The sequence below is a fragment of the Streptomyces sp. NPDC059875 genome (genome assembly GCF_042731085.1).
Lineage (GTDB): Bacteria > Actinomycetota > Actinomycetes > Streptomycetales > Streptomycetaceae > Streptomyces.
In genome coordinates this window covers 85,824-109,082 of record NZ_JBHWJZ010000015.1, presented here as the reverse complement: position 1 = coordinate 109,082, position 23,259 = coordinate 85,824, and the positions used below count along the sequence as shown (strand labels likewise).

Annotated in this window: 23 protein-coding genes; 16 read left to right on the top strand and 7 right to left on the bottom strand. The window is 70.9% G+C overall.

Going from position 1 to position 23,259, the window contains the following annotated elements:
• Positions 1-66: 66 nt before the first annotated feature.
• A complete protein-coding gene (gene sepH / locus ACFV9D_RS20040) occupies positions 67-1,098 on the bottom strand; it encodes a septation protein SepH (RefSeq protein ID WP_385147567.1) in 1,032 nt (343 codons plus the stop codon).
• A gap of 465 nt (positions 1,099-1,563) precedes the next feature.
• Between sepH and ACFV9D_RS20035 the strand changes: the two genes are divergently transcribed.
• Positions 1,564-2,481, top strand: a complete 918-nt coding sequence (locus ACFV9D_RS20035; RefSeq protein WP_385147564.1) for a hypothetical protein — start codon at positions 1,564-1,566, stop codon at positions 2,479-2,481.
• Positions 2,482-2,484: 3 nt separating this feature from the next.
• Here the strand turns inward: ACFV9D_RS20035 and ACFV9D_RS20030 are convergent, their stop codons facing one another.
• Both ACFV9D_RS20030 and ACFV9D_RS20025 read right to left on the bottom strand, forming a co-directional pair.
• Positions 2,485-3,804 (bottom strand): D-arabinono-1,4-lactone oxidase, encoded by a 1,320-nt coding sequence (locus tag ACFV9D_RS20030; protein ID WP_385147561.1) that lies wholly within the window; start codon positions 3,802-3,804, stop codon positions 2,485-2,487.
• Positions 3,764-5,017 carry an MFS transporter gene (locus ACFV9D_RS20025; protein ID WP_385147558.1) on the bottom strand — a complete coding sequence of 418 codons (1,254 nt, stop codon included), beginning with the start codon at positions 5,015-5,017 and terminating at the stop codon, positions 3,764-3,766. The genes ACFV9D_RS20030 and ACFV9D_RS20025 overlap by 41 nt, the downstream gene beginning before the upstream one ends.
• A 146-nt stretch (positions 5,018-5,163) precedes the next feature.
• On the opposite strand from ACFV9D_RS20025, the gene ACFV9D_RS20020 reads away from it, so the two are divergent.
• Complete coding sequence (locus ACFV9D_RS20020; RefSeq protein WP_385147555.1) at positions 5,164-6,291, top strand: ferrochelatase; 1,128 nt, start codon at positions 5,164-5,166, stop codon at positions 6,289-6,291.
• A gap of 9 nt (positions 6,292-6,300) precedes the next feature.
• Positions 6,301-7,125 carry an inositol monophosphatase family protein gene (locus ACFV9D_RS20015; protein ID WP_385147552.1) on the top strand — a complete coding sequence of 275 codons (825 nt, stop codon included), beginning with the start codon at positions 6,301-6,303 and terminating at the stop codon, positions 7,123-7,125.
• 66 nt (positions 7,126-7,191) lie between these two features.
• Here ACFV9D_RS20015 and ACFV9D_RS20010 read toward each other — a convergent pair whose 3' ends face one another.
• Positions 7,192-7,365, bottom strand: coding sequence for a hypothetical protein (locus tag ACFV9D_RS20010; RefSeq protein ID WP_315893340.1), 174 nt, complete (start codon positions 7,363-7,365; stop codon positions 7,192-7,194).
• A 386-nt stretch (positions 7,366-7,751) separates the two neighbouring features.
• Between ACFV9D_RS20010 and ACFV9D_RS20005 the strand changes: the two genes are divergently transcribed.
• The 4 genes from ACFV9D_RS20005 to ACFV9D_RS19990 all read left to right on the top strand — a co-directional run bounded on the left by ACFV9D_RS20005 (position 7,752) and on the right by ACFV9D_RS19990 (position 11,351).
• Positions 7,752-8,405: a response regulator transcription factor gene (locus ACFV9D_RS20005; RefSeq protein WP_132914883.1), complete on the top strand. Its 654-nt coding sequence runs from the start codon at positions 7,752-7,754 to the stop codon at positions 8,403-8,405.
• A gap of 4 nt (positions 8,406-8,409) precedes the next feature.
• Complete coding sequence (locus ACFV9D_RS20000) at positions 8,410-9,645, top strand: sensor histidine kinase (RefSeq protein ID WP_385147549.1); 1,236 nt, start codon at positions 8,410-8,412, stop codon at positions 9,643-9,645.
• A 395-nt stretch (positions 9,646-10,040) separates the two neighbouring features.
• Entirely contained in the window at positions 10,041-10,337 is a 297-nt protein-coding gene (locus tag ACFV9D_RS19995) for a DUF4193 domain-containing protein (protein ID WP_003955561.1), read from the top strand.
• Between the two features lie 12 nt (positions 10,338-10,349).
• Positions 10,350-11,351 (top strand): hypothetical protein, encoded by a 1,002-nt coding sequence (locus ACFV9D_RS19990; protein ID WP_385147546.1) that lies wholly within the window; start codon positions 10,350-10,352, stop codon positions 11,349-11,351.
• Here the strand turns inward: ACFV9D_RS19990 and ACFV9D_RS19985 are convergent.
• A complete protein-coding gene (locus ACFV9D_RS19985) occupies positions 11,348-11,866 on the bottom strand; it encodes a DUF3093 domain-containing protein (RefSeq protein WP_385147543.1) in 519 nt (172 codons plus the stop codon). The two genes, ACFV9D_RS19990 and ACFV9D_RS19985, sit on opposite strands and share 4 nt — an antisense overlap.
• Positions 11,867-11,924: 58 nt before the next feature.
• Here ACFV9D_RS19985 and ACFV9D_RS19980 point away from each other — a divergent pair, with 58 nt between their 5' ends.
• From ACFV9D_RS19980 to ACFV9D_RS19945, 8 genes are all read left to right on the top strand, one after another.
• Positions 11,925-12,509, top strand: a complete 585-nt coding sequence (locus ACFV9D_RS19980; RefSeq protein ID WP_385147540.1) for a PaaI family thioesterase — start codon at positions 11,925-11,927, stop codon at positions 12,507-12,509.
• Positions 12,509-13,021, top strand: coding sequence for a dUTP diphosphatase (gene dut / locus ACFV9D_RS19975; RefSeq protein ID WP_385147537.1), 513 nt, complete (start codon positions 12,509-12,511; stop codon positions 13,019-13,021). The genes ACFV9D_RS19980 and dut overlap by 1 nt, the downstream gene beginning before the upstream one ends.
• Position 13,022: 1 nt before the next feature.
• Positions 13,023-13,784: a DUF3710 domain-containing protein gene (locus tag ACFV9D_RS19970; RefSeq protein ID WP_385147534.1), complete on the top strand. Its 762-nt coding sequence runs from the start codon at positions 13,023-13,025 to the stop codon at positions 13,782-13,784.
• Positions 13,785-13,928: 144 nt separating this feature from the next.
• Positions 13,929-14,657 carry an ABC transporter ATP-binding protein gene (locus tag ACFV9D_RS19965; RefSeq protein WP_385147531.1) on the top strand — a complete coding sequence of 243 codons (729 nt, stop codon included), beginning with the start codon at positions 13,929-13,931 and terminating at the stop codon, positions 14,655-14,657.
• Positions 14,658-14,787: 130 nt separating this feature from the next.
• The gene (locus tag ACFV9D_RS19960; protein WP_385147528.1) at positions 14,788-17,334 is read left to right on the top strand and encodes an ATP-binding protein; all 2,547 of its coding nucleotides are present in this window, start codon (positions 14,788-14,790) and stop codon (positions 17,332-17,334) included.
• Between the two features lie 154 nt (positions 17,335-17,488).
• Positions 17,489-18,175 carry a response regulator gene (locus tag ACFV9D_RS19955; protein ID WP_385147525.1) on the top strand — a complete coding sequence of 229 codons (687 nt, stop codon included), beginning with the start codon at positions 17,489-17,491 and terminating at the stop codon, positions 18,173-18,175.
• A 43-nt stretch (positions 18,176-18,218) separates the two neighbouring features.
• Positions 18,219-18,617 (top strand): OB-fold nucleic acid binding domain-containing protein, encoded by a 399-nt coding sequence (locus tag ACFV9D_RS19950; RefSeq protein WP_361967355.1) that lies wholly within the window; start codon positions 18,219-18,221, stop codon positions 18,615-18,617.
• 3 nt (positions 18,618-18,620) lie between these two features.
• Positions 18,621-19,385 (top strand): DUF3159 domain-containing protein, encoded by a 765-nt coding sequence (locus ACFV9D_RS19945; RefSeq protein WP_385147522.1) that lies wholly within the window; start codon positions 18,621-18,623, stop codon positions 19,383-19,385.
• A 133-nt stretch (positions 19,386-19,518) separates the two neighbouring features.
• On the opposite strand, the gene ACFV9D_RS19940 is transcribed toward ACFV9D_RS19945, so the two are convergent.
• Both ACFV9D_RS19940 and ACFV9D_RS19935 read right to left on the bottom strand, forming a co-directional pair.
• Complete coding sequence (locus ACFV9D_RS19940) at positions 19,519-20,202, bottom strand: potassium channel family protein (RefSeq protein WP_385147520.1); 684 nt, start codon at positions 20,200-20,202, stop codon at positions 19,519-19,521.
• Positions 20,202-20,870, bottom strand: coding sequence for a potassium channel family protein (locus ACFV9D_RS19935; RefSeq protein ID WP_385147517.1), 669 nt, complete (start codon positions 20,868-20,870; stop codon positions 20,202-20,204). Before ACFV9D_RS19935 ends, ACFV9D_RS19940 begins: the two co-directional genes overlap by 1 nt.
• Positions 20,871-21,104: 234 nt before the next feature.
• On the opposite strand from ACFV9D_RS19935, the gene ACFV9D_RS19930 reads away from it, so the two are divergent.
• Positions 21,105-23,156, top strand: coding sequence for an APC family permease (locus ACFV9D_RS19930; RefSeq protein ID WP_385147514.1), 2,052 nt, complete (start codon positions 21,105-21,107; stop codon positions 23,154-23,156).
• The last annotated feature ends 103 nt before the right edge of the window (positions 23,157-23,259 follow it).

The window sequence follows — 23,259 nt, the reverse complement described above, 5'->3', positions numbered from 1 at the left end:
GCGCGCTCGGGGGCACGGAAAAGGGGCCCGTGCCGGGTCGGCGCGGGCCCCTTTCTCGTACGGACGTCAGTCCTGCTTCTTCCTTCGCGTGCCGAAGACGATCTCGTCCCAGCTCGGGACCGCCGCGCGGCGGCCCGGGCGGACGCCGTCCGCCTCGGCCTGGCGGTCGGTGGTGCCCGTCAGGCGGTCGCGGTGGCCCGAGACCGCACGGGGCATCAGCACGTCGGCGTACGCCGAGCCCGCGCCGGCCGAAGCCGCCGGAGCCGGGGGCTCCTCCGCCTCGGGCTCGTCGGAGGGCTCGGACGAGGTCGGCTCGGGGTTTCGGTCCGGGACGACCATGTCGCCGCGGAAGCTCGGCACCGCCTCCAGGAGGCTCGTGAGCGAGTCCCGCTCCTCCTCCGGCTCGGGAGCTGGAGCAGGCCGTTCCATCTGGCGGTCCAGGGCGCGGTCCAGCGGCCTGTCCCGGGGGAGCCGGGCGATGCGCGGCACGAAGGGGAAGCTGGGCTCCGGCGCGGCGGCGATCGTGTCGTCCGTCTCGCCGATCAGCGCGCGCGCCTCGTCGTCCACGGCCTGGACGAGCCGCCTGGGCGGGTCGTACGTCCAGCTGGCCGTGTGGACCTCGCCCGCCACCCGGTAGACGAGCAGCACCTCCCACGTGCCGTCGTCACGGCGCCAGGAGTCCCACTGCACGGTGTCCTTCTCGGCGCCGCGCAGCAGCAGCCGCTCCTGCACCGCCTCGCCGAGCTGGGGTCCGGTGTTCTCTCCGGGCCTGCGCACGGGGGTCTTGCGGGCCCGCTCCGCCATGAACGCACGCTCCGCGAGCACGGGGCCCTCGAAGCGCCGTACGCGGTCGACGGGGATGCCGGCGAGTTGGGCGACCTCCTCCGCGGAGGCACCGGCACGTATCCGTGCCTGGATGTCGCGGGGGCGGAGGTGGCTCTCCACCTCGATCTCGATCTGACCGAGCCGTGCACGGTCGTTGCGCACGGCGGCGCGCAGCCGCTCGTCGATCGGAAGCGTGTACTCCGTGCTGTCAGCAGCCTTCAGCACCAGTCGTGTGCCGTCGTTGGAGACGGCCACGACACGCAGTTCGGGCATGGGGACCTCCCGGGTGGTGCCTGCCGACGTCACGTGCGTCGCTGCTTCCGCTAGTCGAGTGTGGCCTGCCCGGGTGCAGCCTGCCACAACCTTGCCGAGTTGCCCGGCGTGTCGGGCATGGACCCTGGAACGCCGTTATGGCACGGTTACCTATTTGCGACGCAGAGTGACTGATCGTCACTCTGTGCATCAGGCGTCCGTGCGGTGCCGCGGCGCCGCCGGTTCGAGCGCCGCTTTCGGCCCCCTCCCGTAGACCCCGAGCACCCTCGCGGGAGCCCGGACCCAGGGCTCGACACAGTACTCCATTCGGGCCACCTGGGTGGACCGGCACGCCGCCCAACTTCTCCCGAGGTATGGGAGTTGGGTCTCCACGCCGTCGCCCGCACGTGTCGCTCTTCACAGAACCAGCAGAAACGGAACTATTCACTTCGCCCATTTGTCCCTTGTGGGTGGATGGTTGAACAGATGAGCAAGCAAGGGCCGGGTATGCATCAGGAGAAGGACGCGAAGAAGGACGGGGCGCCGGACGAGGCGAACGACGAGAAGAAGAAGCGCCTCGACCTGAGCGTCGCTCAGGTCTCCGGCAGCGCGGTCGCCGCCGTCGTCGCGGCCAAACTCGCCTCCACCCTCGGCGTGTACGGCACGATCCTGGGCGCCGGCGTGATCAGTGTCATCGCGACCTGTGGCGGCTCGGTCTTCCAGCACCTCTTCAAGCGCACGGGAGAGCAGATACGGGACGTCGCCGTCCACGCCGAGCCGTCGAAGCCGGCGCGGCAACCCGCGCCCGACCGGACGCGGATGGGCCGAACGCGGATGGGCCGTACGCGGATGGACCGCACGCCGGTCCTCACGACCGCCGGCGGGCCCGTGGCGCCGTCGTACGACGAGGAGTTCGGCGCGGCCACCACGCACGGCTCCCGCGTCCGGGGCTGGAAGCGCTCCGGCATCGCCGCCGCGCTCGTCTTCCTCGTCGCGATGGGAGGCATCACCACCTACGAACTGATCTCCGATCAGGACTTCAGCGGGACCAAGGGGGCCACGACCTTCGGCTCGGTCGTCCGCGGCGACGGCGGCGGCAAGGGCGAGCCCGCGACCGGTACGACGCCCTCGCAGCAGCCGCGGACCGAGCAGCAGCGGGAGCAGGACGGCAGCGGCGGCCGGACCGGAACGCAGTCCCCGGGGACCGGGGAGAGCACCCCCGACCCCACTCCGACGCCCTCCCGCTCGACCGGGGGCGACCCGACGCCGACACCCACCCCGACGCCCACGCCCTCCGACGCGACGCCGACCCCGCCTCCGACAGGGACCCAGTCCACCGGCACCGGCACCGGCACCGAAGCGGGCACCGATGTCGGTGGCCAGGAGGCCCCGCCGGCCGAGTGACCGTCAGTCGCCCAACACCCGCCGCAGATAGTCGTTGGCGAACAGCCGCTCCGGGTCCAGCCGGTCACGCAGCGCCGTGAACTCGGCGAAGCGCGGGTAGACCTCGGAGAAGTACGCGGCGTCCCGGGTGTGCACCTTGCCCCAGTGCGGCCGTCCGCCGTGCGCCGTCATGATGCGCTCCACCGCGGTGAAGTACGCGCGGTGGGGCGTGCCCTTGTAGAGGTGCACGGCGATGTACGCGGTCTCCCGGCCCGAGGCCGTGGAGAGCGCGATGTCGTCGGCCGGGGCGGTCCGGACCTCCACCGGGAAGCTCACCTTCAGCGGGGAGCGTTCGACCATCGCCTTCAGCTCGCGCAGCGCCGCGACGACCGCCTCGCGCGGCAGGGCGTACTCCATCTCCAGGAAGCGAACCCGGCGCGGGGAGGTGAAGACCTTGTACGGGATGTCGGTGTACGTACGGGCCGACAGCGCGCGGCTGGAGATCTTGGCGATCGACGGGATCACCGGAGGCACCGCGCGGCCCAGCGAACAGGCGAGCTGGAAGACCCCGTTGGAGAGCAGCTCGTCCTCGATCCAGCCGCTGACCCGTCCGGGCGGGGCGGCGGGGCCGGCGCTGCGGTTGTTGCGCTTGGTGTTGCAGTTGTCGGTGTGCGGGAACCAGTAGAACTCGAAGTGCTCGTTCTCCGCGTGCAGCGCGTCGAACTCCGAGGTGACCCTGTCGAAGGTCATCGGCTCCTCGCGCGCGGTGAGCAGGAAGACGGGCTCCACGGCGAAGGTGATCGCCGTGACCACACCGAGCGCGCCGAGCCCGATCCGGACGGCCGCGAAGACCTCGGGGTTCTCCTTCTCGGAGCAGGTCAGGAGGGACCCGTCCGCGGTGACCAGCTCCAACTCCCGGATCTGGGCGGCGATCGAGGCCGAGTCGCGGCCCGTGCCGTGGGTGCCCGTGGAGGTGGCCCCCGCGACCGTCTGCTCCATGATGTCGCCCATGTTCGTGAGCGACAGGCCCTCCCGGGCCAGCGCCACGTTGAGCCGCTTGAGCGGAGTGCCGGACTCCACCGTGACCGTCATCGCCTCGCGGTCGATGCGCCTGATCCCCGTCAGCAGGTCCGGCCGGATCATCACGCCGTCCGTGGCGGCGATCGAGGTGAAGGAGTGGCCGGTGCCGACCGTCTTCACCCGCAGCCCGTCCGAGGCCGCCTCCCTGACGACGTCGGCGAGCTCCTCGGCGGAGGCCGGGCTCACCTCCCGTACCGGACGGGAGGTGACGGTCCCCGCCCAGTTACGCCACGGGCTGCTCGCCGCCTTGGTGCTCGTCCTCATGGTCCCGCTCACGCTGCCCCTCCCGTGTCGGCACCGGCTTGCGCAGCCGGCGGTACCCCAGGAGACCCACCAGGACCGCGAGCGCGCCCGACACGACGGGCACCACGTACGCCGCTTCCGCGCCCGACGCGTCGACGACCCAGCCGGCGGCCGAGGAGCCGAGCGCCACACCGATGGCCAGCCCGGTCCCTGTCCAGGTCATGCCCTCGGTCAGCTTGGTGCGAGGTACGTGCGCTTCGACGAGGGCCATGGTGGTCACCATCGTCGGTGCGATGGACAGGCCCGCGACAAAGAGCGCCACGGCCAGCAACGGCAGGTTCCCGGCCAGTAGGAGGGGGATCATACTCACGGCCATCGCGCAGACGCCCAGCAGCCACCTGCGCGACGGATCGCCCTTGAGGTGGAGCAGGCCGAACACGGCGCCGGCCAGACAGGAGCCCAGCGCGTAGACCGCGAGCACCAGGCTTGCGGCGGCCTTGCTGCCCTGCTCCTCGGCGAAGGCCACCGTCACCACGTCGACCGAGCCGAAGATCGCGCCGGTGGCGACGAAGGCGAGGGCCAGGACCTGCAGGCCGGGGGAGCGGAGCGCGGAGCCGCCGGACTGCCCGTCGCTCGGGTGCGGCGCGGGCTCGGTGGCGCGCAGCGAGGTCAGCCAGAAGACGCCGATGGCGAGGAAGACGGCCGCGAACAACGGGCCGGCCTCGGGGAACCAGATGGTCGACAGACCGATGGAGATGATCGGGCCGAAGATGAAGCACACCTCGTCGACGATCGACTCCCAGGAGTACGCGGTGTGCAGCCGGCGCGCCTCCCCGCGGTAGATGTCCGCCCAGCGCGCCCTGGTCATGGCGCCGAGGCTCGGCACACAGCCGATCACGGCGGTGAAGACGAACAGGGTCCAGTCCGGGGCGCCCTGCTGGACACAGAGCAGCAGGCCCGCCGCCGCGACCAGCGAGACGAGGGTGACCGGGCGCAGCACGCGGCGCTGGCCGTGCCGGTCGACCAGCCGGGAGACCTGCGGGCCCAGCACGGCCGCGGACATGGCCATGGTCGCGGAGAGCGCGCCCGCGAGGCCGTACCGCCCGGTGACCTGGGAGATCATCGTGACGATGCCGATGCCCATCATGGACAGCGGCATCCGGCCGATGAAACCGGCGACCGAGAACGATCTGGTGCCGGGCGCCGCGAAGATCGCGCGGTAGGGACTGGGCAAGAGGATCTCCGGGCTCGGCTCCACACGTGTCGGCTCAACACGTGTAATTAATAGCTAAAGCCTACGGTGTTGAACTGGATGCCGCAGCAGCATTTTCGGTCGGGGCGCGCCATCGGCCGTCAGTGGCGGGTGGGAGGATCGGTGCCATGTCCGATCAGCACGATCCCGCCCCGTACGACGCCCTTCTGCTGCTCTCCTTCGGCGGCCCCGAGGGCCCGGACGACGTCGTCCCCTTCCTCGAGAATGTCACCCGCGGCCGAGGCATTCCCAAGGAGCGGCTGAAGGAAGTGGGGCAGCACTACTTCCTCTTCGGTGGCGTCAGCCCGATCAACGACCAGAACCGCGCGCTGCTCGACGCGCTGCGCGAGGACTTCGCGGGGGCGGGGCTCGACCTGCCGGTCTACTGGGGAAACCGGAACTGGGCGCCGTACCTCACCGACACCCTGCGCGAGATGATCACCGACGGCAGGCGTCACATCGCCGTCCTCACCACCAGCGCCTACGCCTCGTACTCGGGCTGCCGGCAGTACCGCGAGAACCTCGCCGACGCCCTCTCGGAGCTGGAGGCGGAGGGGCTCCCGCTGCCCCGGGTGGACAAGCTCCGGCACTACTTCAACCACCCCGGCTTCGTGGAGCCCATGGTCGAGGGCGTGCTGGCCTCGCTGGCCGACCTCGGCGAGTCCGTCCGGACCGGCGCGCACCTCGCCTTCACCACCCACTCGATCCCCGACTCCGCGGCCGACTCCTCCGGGCCGGTCGGCGAGCACGGAGAGGGCGGCGCGTATGTGAAGCAGCATCTCGACGTGGCCCGGGTGATCGTCGACGAGGTCCGCAGGAAGACCGGCGTCGAGTACCCCTGGAAGCTCGTCTACCAGTCCCGCAGCGGCGCCCCGCACATCCCCTGGCTGGAGCCGGACATCTGCGACCACCTGGAGGAGCTGCACGGCGCGGGCGTTCCGGCCGCGGTGATGGTCCCGATCGGTTTCGTCTCGGACCACATGGAGGTGCTGTACGACCTCGACACCGAGGCCACCGCCAAGGCCGCCGAACTGGGGCTGCCCGTCCGGCGTTCCGCGACCGTCGGCGCCGACCCCCGGTTCGCGCGGGCCGTACGGGACCTCGTCCTGGAGCGCGCGGCGAGCGAGCGCGGCGTCCGGGTCGAGCGCTGCGCCCTGGGCGCCCTCGGGGCCTCCCACGACCTCTGCCCGATCGGCTGCTGCCCGGCGCGGGCGGAGCGGCCCGCGGCGGCCGGAGCCGACAGTCCGTACGCGTAAGGAGAGCTTGTGACCGAGCCCGTGAACCCTGTGCCGACCGACCCCCTGCTCGCCGAACTGCTCGACCTCGCCCTGGAGGCGGGACGCCGGGCGGGCGAGCTGCTGCGTGACGGCCGGCCGGACGACCTGGCCGTGGCGCAGACGAAGTCCAGCCCCATCGACGTCGTCACCGAGATGGACATCGCCGCCGAGAAGCTGATCACCGGCTTCCTCGCCGAGCACCGGCCCGAGGACGGCTTCCTCGGCGAGGAGGGCGCCGCCAGCCCCGGCACCAGCGGAGTCCGCTGGGTGATCGACCCGCTCGACGGGACGGTGAACTACCTGTACGGGCTGCCCACCTGGGCCGTCTCCATCGCCGCCGAGCGCGACGGCGAGACCGTCGTCGGCGTGGTCGACGCCCCCATGCGGGGCGAGACGTACCAGGCCGTGCTCGGCGGCGGCGCGTACCTGGGCGAGCGCCGGCTGGCCGTCCGCCCCGCGCCCCCGCTGGAGCAGGCCCTGATCTCCACCGGCTTCGGCTACGTGCAGACCCGCCGCGCCCACCAGGCCGACGTCGCGCAGCGCATGATCCCGCGCCTGCGCGACATCCGGCGCGGTGGATCGGCCGCCATCGACCTCTGCGACGTCGCCGCGGGCCGTCTCGACGGCTACTACGAACGCGGCCTCAACCCCTGGGACCTCGCCGCGGGCGACCTGATCGCCCGTGAGGCGGGCGCCCTGACCGGTGGACGGCCCGGAGAGCGCCCGTCGGGCGAGCTGGCCATCGCGGCCCCGCCAGGGGTCTTCGAGCCGCTCCAGGAGCTTCTGGAGGAGTTCGGGGCCTGGCACGACTAGGCAGGCGCGCCCACGCGAAGGGGCCCCGGTGTCGTCGACACCGGGGCCCCTCCATGTCAGGGGTGGTCAGGCGCTGGCGGCGCCGACCTCCACACCGTGCTCGGCGGCCAGGCGGTGCAGGTCGTCGAGCTCGGCCTGCTCGACCTCCGCGAGGAAGTCGTCGCCCGTCTCGCGTGCCCGTGTGAGGTCGGTCTGCGCAGTCCTTATGCGCTGCAGCAGTCCTGCGGTGAAAGCGTCCATCGTGCGCCCCCTCGTCATGGGTCGGTGGCACGGGGGTGTGCCGAGGGTGGGGTGGATCACACGCTGCAACCTCTGGGGGACAGAGCGGCTGGTGGCGCGCCACATACAGGGCGTGATCGCGGGGTGTGCGTACGTCCTCCCCAGGACTTTCCTCACAGAAACCTCAACTGGCCCGTGAATCCGGTGAATTCTTCGCACGCCCCTGTCCGACCCCATGCATGCGCCCACGCGCCCCCTCTCCGCCCGCGCGCCTTGCCGGCCTCCGCCCGCAGACCGTCTTACAGCCGGTTTACGCGCGTACGGGGCAGGATGGATACGCACAGTCAGTGCCCAGGAACCGCCCGGTCCGTGTGAAGGACAGGGGCTCGCAGGAAGGAATGACAGACGTGCGCGTACTCGTCGTCGAGGACGAGCAGCTGCTCGCCGATGCGGTGGCCACCGGACTGCGCCGGGAGGCCATGGCAGTCGACGTCGTGTACGACGGCGCCGCCGCCCTGGAACGCATCGGGGTGAACGACTACGACGTGGTCGTTCTCGACCGCGACCTCCCCCTGGTCCACGGCGACGACGTCTGCCGCAAGATCGTCGAGCTGGGGATGCCCACCCGCGTCCTCATGCTCACGGCCTCCGGCGACGTCAGCGACCGCGTGGAGGGCCTGGAACTGGGGGCGGACGACTACCTCCCCAAGCCCTTCGCCTTCACCGAGCTGACCGCGCGCGTGCGCGCCCTCGGCCGGCGCACCACCGTGCCGCTGCCGCCCGTCCTGGAGCGCGCCGGCATCAAGCTCGACCCGAACCGCCGCGAGGTCTTCCGCGACGGCAAGGAGGTGCAGCTCGCACCGAAGGAGTTCGCCGTCCTGGAGGTCCTGATGCGCAGCGAGGGCGCGGTCGTCTCGGCCGAGCAGCTCCTGGAGAAGGCCTGGGACGAGAACACGGACCCGTTCACCAACGTCGTACGGGTCACGGTGATGACCCTGCGCCGCAAGCTCGGCGAGCCGCCCGTCATCGTCACCGTCCCCGGCTCCGGCTACCGGATCTGACCCGGTGGCCGCGACCCCCGCGCCCCCTCAGGCGCCCCCGAAGCCGACCTGGGACCCCAGGGACCCGGTCAGGCCCCTGCTCCGTCCCACCATCCGCATACGGCTCACGCTGCTGTACGGCGGAATGTTCCTGATCGCCGGCATCCTGCTGCTGTCGATCATCTATCTGTTCACCGCGCAGGCGCTGGGCGACAGCGCCTCCGAGCTGCCCTTCAAGGTCGTCGAGGGCAAGGTCCAGCCGACCACCTCCTGGTGCCAGCTGCCCGTCCAGGGCACCGGAGAGCAGCTCAACGAAGCCGTCTCCGCCTGCCTCCAGCACCAGCGGGACCTGGCGCTCGACGACCTCCTGCGCCGTTCCCTGTTCGCCCTGCTCGGCCTGAGCATCATCGCCTTCGCCTTCGGCTACGCGATGGCGGGCCGGGTCCTCTCCCCGCTCGGCCGGATCACCCGGACCGCCCGCCAGGTGGCCGGATCCGATCTTGCCCGGCGGATCGAGCTGGACGGTCCGGACGACGAGCTGAAGGAGCTCGCGGACACCTTCGACGAGATGCTGGAGCGGCTGGAGCGGGCCTTCACGGCCCAGCAGCGGTTCGTCGCGAACGCCTCGCACGAGCTGCGCACCCCGCTGGCGATCAACCGCACCCTCCTGGAGGTCCACCTCTCGGACCCCGGGGCGCCCGTGGAGCTCCAGCAGCTCGGCAAGACCCTGCTCGCCACCAACGAGCGCAGCGAGCAGCTGGTGGAGGGGCTGCTGCTGCTCGCCCGCAGCGACAACCAGATCGTCGAGCGCAAGCCCGTGGACCTCGCCGAGGTCGCTTCGCGCGCCATCGACCAGGTGCACGCGGAGGCCGCGGCCAAGGGCGTGGAGATCCGCGGCGAGCGGGCCCTCGCCGTCGTCCAGGGCAACGGCGTCCTGCTCGAACGGATCGCCCTGAACCTGGTCCAGAACGCCGTGCGGTACAACGTGGCCGAGGGAGGCTGGGTGGAGGTCACCACCGAGACCCAGCACGGTCAGGCCGTCCTGGTCGTCTCGAACACCGGTCCCGTCGTTCCCGCGTACGAGATCGACAACCTTTTCGAGCCATTCAGAAGGCTGCGTCAGGAGCGGACGGGGAGCGACAAGGGCGTCGGTCTCGGCCTGTCGATCGCCCGTTCCGTCGCGCGCGCCCACGGCGGCCGTATCATCGCGGAGCCCCGCGAAGGCGGCGGTCTCGTGATGCGTGTCACTCTCCCGATCTGACACACTTCGGGTACCAGCCGGTTCCGTTCGCTTTGCGCGGAATTCCCGGGTCCCGTTTCTGAGACGCTCATGTGTGATCGATCACAGGGACGAGCATCCGGTTCTCTACTCTCCGTGATCGAGAATTCCCTCGGAAAACCCGGAAAAGTCCGGGTTTCCGGGGGCCTGGATGACGGGAAGTACACGGGGTGGCGCCCGTGAAGGACGGCAGGTGGACCGTGTACGGTCCCGTTCGCCACCCAAAGCCGATCACTCGTGAGAGGGCCGGTTGGGTGTCGATTGAGTAACAGACCTTGATGTGAGGCAAAATCTCCGCCTCGGGTCGGGCACAAGTCCGGCCTCTCACGCGTTACGTGCGCTGGAGACACCGCAACCACCCAGAGGGGGAGAGCGACATGGCAACGGATTACGACACCCCACGCAAGACCGACGACGACGTCGATTCGGACAGCCTTGAGGAACTGAAGGCTCGCCGGAACGACAAGTCGACCTCGACGGTCGACGTCGACGAGTTCGAGGCCGCCGAAGGCCTGGAGCTGCCCGGCGCGGACCTCTCGAACGAGGAGCTCGCCGTACGGGTCCTGCCGAAGCAGGCCGACGAGTTCACCTGCATGAGCTGCTTCCTCGTGCACCACCGGAGCCAGCTGGCTCGGGAGAAGAACGGTCAGCCGATCTGCCGCGACTGCGACTGAGATCGCTCGGCCGTGGCAGGCGACACACCGTCTCGGAAGCGACGCTTCCGGCTTCCCGGGAGGCCGGAGGCGTATCAGGGCGGCTCGGACCCGGTGGAGGGTGCCCAGGAGGCCCCAGAAGCCGAGCAGACCGCCCTCCTGCCCTCCCTCGGCGCACGTGACGACGAGCGGGGCCCCTCGGCCTCGCTCGAAGCAGTCGTGACCGAAACGGCCGGGACACCGGAACCGGCGGACGGGAAGGCCCCGCGTGGCGGGCGCCGTCTCGATGCCGTCAAGCGCGTCGGTGATCCGGCGCGCGCACAGCTGGACCGTATGAAACTCGACCGCGCGCGGATCGACGCCGTCAAACGCGGCGTGAAGCGTGGCGGCGAGAGCGCCAAGGCGGGGATCGGCTACCTCGCCGACCGGATCATCGAGATCGCCCCGCGCGTTCCCGTCCGGGACCTCGCGACCCTGCGCAAGCACTTCCCGGGCCTCGGGCCCGAGCAGATCGCCGACAAGCTCGTCGCGGGCGCCGCCAACGCCAGCTCGACCGTCGGCGCCGGCATCGGCGCCGCCGCGATGCTGCCCGTACCCCCTGCGATGCCGGCCGAGCTCGCGGCCGAGATCACCGGGGTCGCCGCGATCGAGCTCAAGCTCATCGCCGAGCTCCACGAGGTGTACGGCCTGCGGCCGCCCGGCACACTCACCCAGCGCTCGACCGCCTATCTGACCTCCTGGACGGAGGAGCGGGGCATCGACCCCGGCAAGCCGACCACCGTCAACGCGGCGCTCGGCGGGCAGCTCAAGCGAGAGCTGCGTCAGCAGATCATGAAGCGCATGGTGCGCAACATGCCCAGCCTGATGCCGTTCATGGTCGGCGCCGCCGTCGGGGCGCTGATGAACCGCCGCGACACCAGGAAGGTCGCCGAGCACGTCCGCAAGGACCTGCGGAAGCGCCAGGTCCCCTGGGAAGCCTTGGAGGGGCTGCCCCCGCTGGAGCAGCCCGAGAACCCCAAGCAGATCGGCTTCTAGGCCTCCGCGACCTCGTCCGTCCGCGCGTCGGCGTCGGCGACCGGGCTCTCGGCGCGCGCGGCCTCCAGGGCCGCGGCCAGGCCTTCCGGGTCACGGGTGGACAGGTAGACGTACGGCGTCGGGTCCGCCGGGTCGGTCACCTCGACCCGGACCGCGCGCGGGACGTAGCTGCGCAGGAGCATGAAGGCACGCGGATCGGCCTTGAACGTGCGCCAGGCGCGCGCCTCCTCCGCGTCCAGCACCTCCGGTGTCCCCAGCGCCGAGACCGGGATCCGAGCGTCGCCCGCCACCAGCGAACCGGCCACCACCCGGATGCGCGCCGAGCCGTACGAGGAGACGACGACCGCCGCCAGCGCCGCCGCCGCGATCAGCCCGCCCAGCGTCGGGACCGTGCCCAGCGGGAACATGACCAGACCGCCGGACAGGCCCAGCAGAGCCGTGATCACCCACCAGGAGCGGGGAGCGGTCAGACGTTCGTCGAAGCGCGGCGCGGAGGGCGATACGGAAGGCTGCATACGTCCAAGCTTGGCACGGCGCGACCTGCGCCTGGCCTCGCGGGTAAGGTCTGCGGCTGTGACTGCAACATCTGCCGCCCTCACCCCGCCGGCCGACGCCATACCGCCGGTACGCCACCCGGACGCGCCCGCCCCCGGCGAGCTGCTCGGCGCGCACTACGAGTACTGCTTCGGGTGCGGCGGCGGGCAGCCCCACGGTCTCCATCTGGAGGCCCGGGCCGGCGACGGCGTGCGCGTCACCGCCGAGTTCACCGTGACCCCCGACCACCAGGGCGCGCCCGGTCTCGCCCACGGCGGCGTGCTCGCCACGGCGCTCGACGAGACCCTCGGCTCCCTGAACTGGCTGCTGCGGGTCATCGCCGTCACCGGACGTCTGGAGACCGACTTCGCGCGGCCCGTTCCGGTCGGCACCGTCCTGCACCTGGAGGCCGAGGTCACCGCGGTGCACGGGCGCAAGATCTACTCGACCGCCACCGGCCGGATCGGCGGGCCCGACGGCCCCGTCGCGGTCCGCGCCGACGCCCTCTTCATAGAGGTCAAGGTCGACCACTTCATCGACAACGGCCGCCCGGAGGAGATCCAGGCCGCCATGTCCGACCCCGACCAGGTCCGGCGCGCCCGCGCCTTCGAGGTGAACCCCTGATGCGCAACCCTGTCGACGTCCTGATCCGGCGCCTGGACCCGGACGTACCGATCCCGACCTACGGCCACCCCGGCGACGCCGGAGCCGATCTCGTGACCACCGAGGCGGCCGTCCTGGCCCCCGGCGAGCGGGCCGTGCTGCCCACTGGCGTCTCCATCGCCCTGCCCGACGGCTACGCCGCCTTCGTCCACCCGCGCTCCGGGCTCGCGGCCAGGTGCGGAGTCGCCCTCGTGAATGCCCCGGGGACGGTGGATGCCGGGTACCGTGGAGAGATCAAGGTGATCGTGGTCAATCTCGACCCGCGCGAGAGCGTGCGGTTCGAACGGTTCGACCGGATTGCCCAACTGGTCGTCCAGCAGGTCGAGAAGGTGCGCTTCCACGAGGTGGCGGAGCTTCCCGGCTCGGCGCGGGCCGAGGGGGGCTTCGGGTCCACCGGCGGTCATGCCGCCGTGGACGGCTCAACGGGTGGGAATCGATACGCTTCGGTCGTATCCGACCGGGAAGGACAGTGACGTGTTCGGACGTCGCAAGAAGAGCGGTGCCGCTGAGGACGCAGCGGGCGAGGCCGAGCAGGTCGTCGACGAGGTCGGCACCGACGGCGCGGCCGACGCGCCGCGTCGGGTGAACCTTCCGCCGGCGCCCCGGCCCGACGGGCCGTGGGACATCTCCGAGGTCTCCAAGCCCGAGGACGGGCGCGTGGACCTCGGCGGCATCTTCGTGCCCGGAGTCGAGGGCATGGAGCTGCGGGTCGAGGTCGCGGGCGACGCGATCGTCGCGGCGACCGTCGTCCTGCGCGACAGCGCCGTGCAGCTGCAGGCTTTCGCCGCACCGAAGAAGGAAGGCATCTGGGGCGAGGTCCGCGAGGAGATCGCCTCCGGCATCACCCAGCAGGGCGGTGTCATCGACGAGGTCGAGGGCCCGCTGGGCTGGGAGCTGCGGGCCCAGGTCCCGGTGCAGCTGCCCGACGGCACCGGTGGCGTGCAGCTGGTGCGTTTCGTGGGTGTCGACGGCCCCCGTTGGTTCCTGCGCGGAGTGATCTCCGGCCAGGGCGCGGTGCAGCCGGAGGCGGCCGGTCTGCTGGAGCAGATCGTCCGGGACACCGTCGTGGTCCGCGGCGAGGGCCCGATGGCCCCGCGCGACCCGATCGTCCTCAAGCTCCCCAACGACGCGCAGATGGTGCCCGAGGGTGTCCAGCAGGACGAGCAGGAGGGCTCGCGCTTCTCCGGAGGCATGGGCCAGCTCCAGCGCGGACCGGAGATCACCGAGGTCCGCTGAATCCGTAGTCGTACAGGGCCGGTGGGCCGTATTCCGAACATCCCGTCCGGAATACGGCCCACCGGCGTTTCCCGGACCCTGGCCCGGCGGCTCCTCGGCAGCACATACTGACGGGCGCACACGTTCGACGAGGGGGAGCCCAGGATGAGTGAGAGCAGCGCACGGTCCGGCGCGGCGGTGGTCGAGGACCCGCACGGCGGACCCATGGTCCGGGTCGAGAACCTGCACCGCTCGTACGGGACGGGCGCGGCGGCCGTCCACGCCCTGCGCGGGGTCACCTTCGACATCCCGCGCGGCGAGCTCGTCGCGCTCAAGGGCCGCTCGGGCTCCGGCAAGACCACGCTGCTCAACCTCGTGGGCGGCCTGGACAGCCCCGACGACGGTCGGATCACCATCGGCGGGACCGACCTCGCCGAGCTCGGCGAGAACGGGCTCCTGGAGCTGCGCCGGGACCGGATCGGCTTCATCTTCCAGTCCTTCGGACTCATCCCGATCCTGACGGCGGCCGAGAACGTGGGGGTGCCCTTGCGGCTGCGCAAGGCGGACCCGAAGGAGCGTGAGGAGCGGGTCGCCCTCCTCCTCGCGCTGGTCGGCCTCGCCGACCACGCGGCCCAGCGGCCCGGCGAGCTCTCCGGCGGCCAGCAGCAGCGCGTCGCCATCGCCCGGGCCCTGGCCAACAGGCCGGCCCTGCTGATCGCCGACGAGCCGACGGGTCAGCTCGACGCCGAGACCGGGCTCGCGGTGATGGAGCTCCTGCGCGCGGTGGTCCGCAGCGAGGGCGTCACGGCGCTGGTGGCCACCCACGACACCCAGCTCCTGGGGCTCGCGGACCGGGTGCTCGAACTGAGCGACGGCGAGATCATCGAGCATTGAGGCCGGTCCGGCGCGCCACGACGCGGCCGGGCCCCCGCGGCAGCGGGCAGCCATCAGAATCACGTCAATACAGCCCCCGGGCCTTGCCTCTCGTGCAGAATGTCCGTTTCGCTGGACGTAAGGTCATGCCATGGGACGCGGCAAGCTACGGATCTACCTCGGCGCGGCACCGGGCGTCGGCAAGACGTACGCGATGCTCTCCGAGGGACATCGGCGCGTCGAGCGTGGCACGGACTGCGTCGTCGCCTTCGTCGAGCACCACGACCGGCCGCGTACGGAGGTCATGCTGCACGGCCTGGAGCAGGTGCCGCGCCGCACGCTCCCGTACCGCGACGCCACCTTCACCGAGATGGACGTCGACGCGGTGCTCGCCCGGAAGCCGGCCGTCGCGCTCGTCGACGAACTCGCCCACACCAACGTCCCCGGCTCCCGCAACGGCCAGCGCTGGCAGGACATCGAGGAACTCCTCGCCGCCGGCATAGACGTCATATCGACGGTCAACATCCAGCACCTCGAATCGCTGGGCGACGTCGTGGAGTCGATCACCGGCGTACGGCAGAAGGAGACCGTCCCCGACGAGGTGGTGCGCCGCGCCGACCAGATCGAGCTGGTCGACATGTCGCCACAGGCCCTGCGCCGCCGCATGGCCCACGGCAACATCTACAAACCGGACCGGATCGACGCGTCCCTCGCCAACTACTTCCGTCCCGGCAACCTCACCGCGCTGCGCGAACTCGCGCTGCTGTGGACCGCCGACCGGGTCGACGAATACCTCCAGCAGTACCGGGGCGAACACAACATCCGCTCCACCTGGCAGGCCCGCGAGCGGATCGTCGTCGGGCTCACCGGAGGTCCCGAGGGGCGCACCCTCATCCGGCGCGCGGCCCGGCTCGCCGAGAAGGGCGCGGGCGGCGAGGTGCTCGCCGTCTACATCGCCCGCAGCGACGGCCTCACGGCCGCCTCGCCCAAGGAGCTCGCCGTCCAGCGGACCCTGGTCGAGGACCTCGGCGGAACGTTCCACCACGTCATAGGCGACGACATCCCCTCCGGCCTGCTCGAGTTCGCCCGGGGCGTCAACGCGACCCAGATCGTCCTCGGCTCCAGCCGCCGCAAGACCTGGCAGTACATGTTCGGCCCCGGCGTCGGTCAGACCGTCGCCCGGGAGTCCGGCCCCGACCTCGACGTCCACATCGTCACGCACGAAGAGGTCGCCAAGGGCCGCGGACTGCCCGTCGCCCGCAGTGCCCGGCTCGGCCGCTCCCGGATCATCTGGGGCTGGCTCGTCGGCATCGGCGGCCCCGCCCTGCTCACGCTGCTGCTCACCCATGTCGACGCGGACCTCGGCCTCGCCAACGACATGCTCCTGTTCCTGGCGCTGACCGTGGCCTCGGCGCTGCTCGGCGGACTCCTGCCGGCGCTCGCCTCCGCCGCCTTCGGCTCCTTCCTGCTGAACTGGTTCTTCACCCCGCCGCTGCACAAGGTGACCATCGCCGACCCGAAGAACATCGTCGCGATCGCCGTCTTCTTCGGCGTCGCCATGTCCGTGGCCTCCGTCGTCGACCTCGCGGCCCGCCGCACCCACCAGGCCGCCCGGCTGCGGGCCGAGGCCGAGACCCTGTCCTTCCTCGCGGGCAGCGTGCTGCGCGGAGAGTCCAGCCTGGAGTCCCTGCTCGAACGGGTCCGCGAGACCTTCGCCATGGAGTCCGTCGCCCTGCTGGAGCGGGTGAGCGACGTCGAGCCGTGGACCTGCGCGGCGAGCGTGGGGTCGCGCCCCGTCGCCCGGCCCGAGGACGCGGACGTGGACATGCCCGTCGGCGAGCACCTGGCGCTCGCCCTGACCGGCCGGGTGCTGCCCGCCGAGGACCGGCGCGTGCTCGGCGCCTTCGCCGCCCAGGCCGCGGTCGTCCTGGACCGGCAGCGGCTCGTCGGCGAGGCCGAGGAGGCCCGCAAGCAGGCCGAGGGCAACAAGATCCGTACGTCGCTGCTCGCGGCGGTCAGCCATGACCTGCGTACCCCGCTCGCCGGCATCAAGGCGGCCGTGTCCTCCCTGCGCTCCGACGACATCGAGTGGTCCGAGCAGGACCGCGCCGAACTCCTCGCCGGCATCGAGGAGGGCGCCGACCGGCTCGACCACCTGGTGGGGAACCTCCTCGACATGTCGCGGCTCCAGACCGGCACCGTCACCCCGCTGATCCGCCCGATCGACCTCGACGAGGTCGTCCCGATGGCGCTCGGCGGGGTGCCCGACGGCAGCGCCGAACTGGACATCCCCGAGACCCTCCCGATGGTCGAGGTCGACAAGGGGCTCCTGGAGCGGGCCGTCGCCAACATCGTCGAGAACGCCGTGAAGTACAGCCCGCAGGGCGTGCCGGTGGCCGTCTCCGCCAGCGCCCTGGGCGAGCGGGTCGAACTGCGGGTCGTGGACCGCGGGCCGGGCGTTCCCGACGAGAGCAAGGACGGCATCTTCGAACCCTTCCAGCGCTTCGGGGACGCCCCGCGCGGCTCCGGCGTCGGTCTCGGGCTCGCGGTCGCCCGCGGCTTCGTCGAGGCGATGGGAGGCACCATCACCGCCGAGGACACCCCCGGCGGTGGACTCACGATGACCCTCACCCTCAAGGCCGTGACGGGGCAGCGCCCACCGTCGGCCGCCGACCTGCCCGCCCACGCCGTCCCGTGACCGCGCCGCCCCACGTCACCTCGTGACCGCGCCACCTCGTGACCCCGCCACCCGTGCCACGTCGTGACCCGCCACTCATGCCACCTTTCGACCCCGCGATCCCACCGCGAGTAGTCAGAGCCCCAGAAGACAGACAGAGAGAAGGAAGCCCTCGATGACCCGGGTTCTCGTCGTCGACGACGAGCCGCAGATCGTCCGCGCGCTGGTGATCAACCTCAAGGCGCGGAAGTACGAGGTGGACGCGGCCCCCGACGGCGCCACCGCCCTCAGGATGGCCGCCGAGCGCCATCCCGACGTGGTCGTCCTCGACCTCGGACTGCCCGACCTCGACGGCGTCGAGGTCATCAAGGGCCTGCGCGGCTGGACGCGGGTGCCGATCCTGGTGCTCTCGGCGCGGCAGACCTCCGACGAGAAGGTCGAGGCGCTCGACGCGGGCGCGGACGACTACGTCACCAAGCCGTTCGGCATGGACGAGCTCCTGGCCCGGCTGCGCGCCGCGGTCCGCCGGGCCGAGCCGGTCGGCGGCGGCGAGGACGGCGTCGTGGTCGTCGAGACCGAGGGCTTCACGGTCGACCTGGCCGCGAAGAAGGTCCACCGGGACGGGCGGGACGTCCGCCTCACCCCCACCGAGTGGCACCTGCTCGAAGTGCTCGTCCGCAACAGCGGGCGCCTGGTCAGCCAGAAGCAGCTCCTCCAGGAGGTCTGGGGACCGTCGTACGGCACCGAGACCAACTATCTGCGGGTCTACATGGCGCAGCTGCGGCGCAAGCTGGAGGCCGACCCCTCGCACCCGCGGCACTTCGTCACCGAGCCGGGCATGGGCTACCGCTTCGAGCACTGATACGGGGCGGTTCGCCGTTCGCGGGGGCCGGTACGCTTTCTGTATGAGTGCTGCACCGCGTACAGAGAAGCCGGCCGGGCGCTTCCGCCGGATGCTCGACCGGCTGTCCACCTCGCAGGAGGAGCTGGAGTCCGAAGAGCTCCAGGAGGACGCCGAGGCGTCGGGCTGCACCCGAATCTCCGACTGCTCCGACCGCCAGATAGTCAAGGTGACTGGTACCTTGCGCACGGTCACCCTGCGCCCCCGGGCCGGCGTGCCGGCCCTCGAGGCCGAGCTGTTCGACGGCACGGCCCCGCTGGACGTGGTGTGGCTGGGCCGGCGGTCCATCGTGGGCATCGAGCCGGGCCGCAAGCTGATCGCCTCCGGCCGGATCTCGATGAGCCATGGCCGGCGGGTCCTCTTCAACCCCAAATACGAGCTCCGACCGCTCGGACAGGAGTAGCCGGTGACGTCGCTCGACAAGCCGACGACGGATCAGGACGCCCAGAACGGCCAGGACGGCCAGGGGCGTCAGGATCCCCAGGCCTCGAAGGAGGTCACCGAGGCCGCGCTGTTCGAGGCCTTCGGCGGCCTGCGGGGCATGGTCGAGACGGTCCTGCCCGGCCTTCTCTTCGTCACGATCTTCACGATCAACAAGGACCTGCACATCTCGGCGATCGCGGCGCTCGCGGTCTCCCTGATCCTCGTCGCCGTCCGGCTGATCCGCCGGGACACCGTCAAGCACGCCTTCAGCGGCGTCTTCGGCGTGGCGTTCGGCGTGGTCTTCGCGATGATGACCGGCAACGCCAAGGACTTCTACCTGCCGGGCATGCTGTACACGCTGGGCCTCGCCCTCGCGTACATCATCACCACGCTCGCGGGCGTCCCGCTGATCGGCCTGATCCTGGGCCCGGTCTTCAAGGAGAACCTCTCCTGGCGGACCCGCAACCCCGGCCGCAAGAAGGCGTACGCGAAGGCCAGCTGGGCGTGGGGCCTGATCCTGCTCGGCAAGTGCGCGATCCTCTTCCCGATGTACTGGTGGGCGGACACCACCAAGTTCGGCTGGGTCCTGGTCGCGCTGAAGATCCCGCCGTTCCTGCTCGCGGTGTACCTGACGTGGGTCTTCCTCGCGAAGGCCCCGCCGCCGATCGACGTCTTCGCCGAGATGGAGGCGGAGGAAGAGGCCGAGAAGGCCCGCAAGGCGGCCGCGGCGAGGCCGCCGGAGGCGTAACGCGCGTACACGGGGAAGGGCCCGGGACCTGTCCAGGTCCCGGGCCCTTCCGCGTACTGCCGCATCCGCGTCGTGCGTCCGTACCGCGTCGTACGTCCGAACCGCGCGTCGTGCGTCCGTACCGTGTCGTGCGTCAGCTCGTCGAGGACGCGTCGTCGCGGCGGACCGACAGGAGGTCCTCCAGCTGCTCCTCGCGCGCCTGAGCGGCCACGAAGAGGAGCTCGTCGCCCGCCTCCAGGGTCTCCTCCGGGCTCGGGGTCAGCACCCGAGAGCCGCGGATGATCGTCACCAGGGAGGTGTCCTGCGGCCAGGCCACGTCGCCCACCGCCGTCCCCGCGATCGCCGACTCCGGCGGGAGCGTCAGCTCCACCAGGTTCGCGTCACCGTGACTGAAGCGCAGCAGCCGGACCAGGTCGCCGACGCTCACCGCCTCCTCCACCAGGGCCGACATCAGTCGCGGCGTCGACACGGCGACGTCCACGCCCCAGGACTCGTTGAAGAGCCACTCGTTCTTCGGGTTGTTCACCCGGGCGACGACACGCGGCACGCCGTACTCGGTCTTCGCGAGCAGCGAGACGACCAGGTTCACCTTGTCGTCACCGGTGGCCGCGATCACCACGTTGCAGCGCTGCAGCGCCGCCTCGTCCAGCGACGTGATCTCGCAGGCGTCGGCGAGCAGCCACTCCGCCTGCGGCACCCGCTCCACCGAGATGGCGGTGGGCGCCTTGTCGATCAGCAGGACCTCGTGACCGTTCTCCAGGAGCTCGCCCGCGATGGAACGGCCCACCGCACCCGCGCCCGCAATAGCGACACGCATCAGTGACCGCCCTCCTCAGGCCCCTCGGCGAAGTCCGCCTCGACCTTCGCGATCTCGTCCGTACGCATCATCACGTGCACGAGGTCGCCCTCCTGCAACACGGTCTGCGAGGAGGGGATGATCGCCTCGCCCAGCCGGGTGAGGAACGCCACGCGCACACCCGTCTCGTCCTGCAGCCTGCTGATCTTGTGGCCGATCCACGCCGCGGAGGTGTGCACCTCCGCGAGCTGCACCCCGCCGCTCGGGTCGGTCCACAGCGGCTCCGCGCCCGACGGCAGAAGCCGGCGCAGCATCTGGTCGGCGGTCCAGCGGACCGTGGCGACCGTCGGGATGCCGAGACGCTGGTAGACCTCGGCGCGCCGCGGGTCGTAGATCCGCGCGGCCACGTTTTCGATGCCGAACATCTCGCGCGCGACCCGCGCCGCGATGATGTTCGAGTTGTCGCCGCTGCTCACCGCGGCGAAGGCACCGGCTTCCTCGATCCCCGCCTCGCGGAGCGTGTCCTGATCGAAGCCGACGCCGGTGACACGACGGCCGCCGAAGCCGGAGCCGAGACGGCGGAAAGCCGTCGGGTCCTGGTCCACGACGGCGACGGTGTGCCCCTGCTGCTCCAGGGTCTGCGCGAGAGCGGCTCCCACTCGCCCGCAGCCCATGATGACGATGTGCACGTCCCCTTACCCCGCACTCCTGATCGTCTTACTGACCTGCGAATACACCCTGCTCACAACTTTCCTCACCCGACTGGCCCGGGCCGTGGCGGGCAGCGCCCTGCCGTGCTGCCCGATCCGAGCTTATGCGGCAACGCCGAACGGGACCGCATCCGAGGTGCCTGCCAGGGAGATTCCGTGCGGATTGGGGGTCGCGGTGAGCATGGCTCTTTTCGAACGCTTACGATCCTCTCCGTGTCCAAACTGACCGACCTGCCCAAACGGATCCTGATCGGACGGGCTCTGCGGAGCGACAAGCTCGGGGAGACCCTTCTCCCGAAGCGCATCGCTCTCCCCGTCTTCGCCTCCGACCCGCTGTCCTCGGTGGCGTACGCACCCGGCGAGGTGCTGCTCGTCCTGTCGATCGCGGGTCTGTCGGCCTACCACTTCAGCCCGTGGATCGCGCTGGCCGTCGTCGTCCTGATGTTCACGGTCGTCGCCTCGTACCGGCAGAACGTCCACGCCTACCCGAGCGGCGGCGGCGACTACGAGGTCGCCAACACCAACCTCGGCCCGAAGGCCGGACTGACCGTCGCCAGCGCCCTGCTCGTCGACTACGTCCTGACCGTCGCCGTATCGATCTCCTCCGGAATCGAGAACCTCGGCTCGGCCATCCCGTTCGTCGTCGAGAACAAGGTCCTCTGCGCGGTCGCCGTCATCCTGCTGCTGACGCTGATGAACCTGCGCGGGGTGAAGGAGTCGGGCAGCCTCTTCGCCATCCCGACGTACGTCTTCGTCGCCGGCGTCTTCATCATGATCGCCTGGGGCGCGTACAAGGGGATCGTCCTCGACGAGACCATGCAGGCGCCCACCGCCGACTTCGAGATCAAGCCCGAGCACGAGGGGCTGGCCGGCTTCGCGCTGGTCTTCCTGCTGCTGCGGGCCTTCTCCTCCGGCTGTGCCGCTCTCACCGGCGTCGAGGCGATCTCCAACGGCGTCCCCGCCTTCCGCAAGCCGAAGTCGAAGAACGCGGCCACCACGCTCCTCCTCATGGGCGGCCTGGCCGTCACCATGTTCTGCGGCATCATCGGCCTGGCCATGGCCACCGACGTACGGATGGCCGAGAACCCCGCCCACGACCTGCTGAGCAACGGCCAACCGGTCGGCGAGAGCTATGTCCAGGACCCGGTCATCTCCCAGGTCGCGGCCGCCGTGTTCGGCGACGGAACCTTCTTCTTCGTACTCCTCGCCGCCGCCACCGCGCTCGTCCTCTTCCTGGCCGCCAACACGGCGTACAACGGCTTCCCGCTCCTCGGCTCGATCCTCGCCCAGGACCGGTACCTGCCGCGCCAGCTGCACACCCGCGGCGACCGGCTCACCTTCTCCAACGGCATCGTGCTCCTCGCCGGCGCCGCCATGCTGCTGGTGTGGGTCTACGGGGCCGACTCGACGAAGCTGATCCAGCTGTACATCGTCGGCGTCTTCGTCTCCTTCACCCTCAGCCAGACCGGCATGGTCCGGCACTGGAACCGGCACCTGAAGACCGAGAAGGACCCGGCCAAGCGCCGCCACATGATCCGCTCCCGCGCGATCAACACCTTCGGCGCCTTCTTCACCGGCCTGGTCCTCGTCGTCGTCCTCGCCACCAAGTTCACGCACGGCGCCTGGGTCGCTCTGCTCGGCATGGTGATCTTCTACGGGACGATGTCGGCGATCCGCCGCCACTACGACTCGGTCGCCGAGGAGATCGCCGCCGCCGAGGAGCGCCCCGACGAGTACGTGCGCCCCTCCCGCGTCCGCTCCGTCGTCCTCGTCTCCAAGCTGCACAAGCCGACGCTGCGGGCGCTCGCCTACGCCAAGCTGCTGCACGCGAACGAGCTGGAGGCGCTGAGCGTCAACGTCGACCCGGCCGAGACCAAGGCGCTCAAGGACGAGTGGGAGCGGCGCGGGATCAACGTACCGCTCAAGATCCTCGACTCGCCGTACCGCGAGATCACCCGGCCGGTGATCGAGTACGTGAAGAACATCCGCCGCGAGAGCCCGCGCGACGCCGTCTCCGTCTACATCCCGGAGTACGTCGTCGGCCACTGGTACGAACACCTGCTGCACAACCAGAGCGCCCTGCGGCTCAAGGGCCGTCTGCTCTTCACCCCCGGCGTGATGGTGACGTCCGTCCCGTACCAGTTGCAGTCCTCCGAGGCCGCGAAGAAGCGGGCGAGGAAGCGCCAGGACTGGAACGCACCCGGTTCGGTGCGGCGAGGCCCGGTCGAGAAGCGCACGAAGGAACCGGCCGGCAAGAACACGTAGACTGGTGGGGGGGGGGGGGGGGGGCCCGCCCCCCCCTGATGCATGATTGACCACCGCAAGAAAAACCCCACAAAGAAGAAAAGTGTGGGGGGCTGGGAAGAGG

Excerpts from the sequence above, each read along its gene's own strand:
- dut (WP_385147537.1), top strand. The coding sequence starts at position 12,509 with ATGCGCAACCCTGTCGACGTCCTGATCCGGCGCCTGGACCCGGACGTA.
- ACFV9D_RS19965 (WP_385147531.1), top strand. The coding sequence starts at position 13,929 with ATGAGTGAGAGCAGCGCACGGTCCGGCGCGGCGGTGGTCGAGGACCCG.
- ACFV9D_RS19995 (WP_003955561.1), top strand. The coding sequence starts at position 10,041 with ATGGCAACGGATTACGACACCCCACGCAAGACCGACGACGACGTCGAT.
- ACFV9D_RS19985 (WP_385147543.1), bottom strand. The coding sequence starts at position 11,866 with ATGCAGCCTTCCGTATCGCCCTCCGCGCCGCGCTTCGACGAACGTCTG.
- ACFV9D_RS20020 (WP_385147555.1), top strand. The coding sequence starts at position 5,164 with ATGTCCGATCAGCACGATCCCGCCCCGTACGACGCCCTTCTGCTGCTC.
- ACFV9D_RS20010 (WP_315893340.1), bottom strand. The coding sequence starts at position 7,365 with ATGGACGCTTTCACCGCAGGACTGCTGCAGCGCATAAGGACTGCGCAG.
- ACFV9D_RS19960 (WP_385147528.1), top strand. The coding sequence starts at position 14,788 with ATGGGACGCGGCAAGCTACGGATCTACCTCGGCGCGGCACCGGGCGTC.
- ACFV9D_RS19950 (WP_361967355.1), top strand. The coding sequence starts at position 18,219 with ATGAGTGCTGCACCGCGTACAGAGAAGCCGGCCGGGCGCTTCCGCCGG.
- ACFV9D_RS20030 (WP_385147561.1), bottom strand. The coding sequence starts at position 3,804 with ATGAGGACGAGCACCAAGGCGGCGAGCAGCCCGTGGCGTAACTGGGCG.
- ACFV9D_RS19940 (WP_385147520.1), bottom strand. The coding sequence starts at position 20,202 with ATGCGTGTCGCTATTGCGGGCGCGGGTGCGGTGGGCCGTTCCATCGCG.
- ACFV9D_RS19955 (WP_385147525.1), top strand. The coding sequence starts at position 17,489 with ATGACCCGGGTTCTCGTCGTCGACGACGAGCCGCAGATCGTCCGCGCG.
- sepH (WP_385147567.1), bottom strand. The coding sequence starts at position 1,098 with ATGCCCGAACTGCGTGTCGTGGCCGTCTCCAACGACGGCACACGACTG.
- ACFV9D_RS20035 (WP_385147564.1), top strand. The coding sequence starts at position 1,564 with ATGAGCAAGCAAGGGCCGGGTATGCATCAGGAGAAGGACGCGAAGAAG.